This window comes from Streptomyces sp. E11-3 (assembly GCF_046540415.1).
Classification (GTDB): Bacteria; Actinomycetota; Actinomycetes; order Streptomycetales; family Streptomycetaceae; genus Streptomyces.
The window spans coordinates 1-650 of sequence record NZ_JAZGRL010000243.1 but is presented as its reverse complement, the minus strand read 5'-3'; the positions used below and the strand labels follow the sequence as shown (position 1 = coordinate 650).

Genomic DNA, 650 nt, shown 5'->3' with positions numbered 1-650 from the left:
CGCGGGGAGACCCCAATGGATTTCGAGTCCATCGCCTTAACCTCTCGGCCACAACTACGCTTGCGTGCGGGGCTCCAGCTCTCTTGGCTGCAGGAGGGCAGCACAGGACGCCACCGAGCGTCAGACACAAAATCCAGCTGAAGGATGAGGTGGGAAAAGGGAGCCCGACGTCCCCGTGGCTCGACGGCAAAAGGCTGCCGTGACCCGGATTGCTGCGGCCACAACGCAGAGTACTAACCACTATACGATCAGGGCGCGCCACTGTCCCACGGCTGCTAAAAGGGCCAGCGGCGTGTTTGTCCGATGCAGAGAGGGTTGCGAAAAAGCATGCCAGGGACGTGAAAAAAAAAGGCACAGACGCTTCTCCTCAGCATGCAGGATTTCTAGACCCCAGTGGATTTCTAGTACATCGCCTTAACCACTCGGTTCGTGTTTTTAATGTGCCGTGTTTTGGAAAAGTTACTTTTAAAAAGCCTGTCGAGTGAACGCTTCCGGTATGTGTGTCCGCGTTGCTTCAGGAATACTGTAATATTATATGCCGTCCCCGTTGCTCGACGCAAAAAAGCTGCCGTGACCCGGATTCGAACCGGGGTTGCTGCGGCCACAACGCAGAGTACTAACCACTATACGATCACGGCGAGCTACCGGAG

At 55.7% G+C, this 650-nt stretch carries 1 tRNA gene; it reads right to left on the bottom strand.

The annotated features are described in order from the left end of the window. Positions 1–566 precede the first annotated feature (566 nt). Positions 567–638 (bottom strand) — tRNA-His (locus tag U9R90_RS36650). Between the last annotated feature and the right edge of the window lie 12 nt (positions 639–650).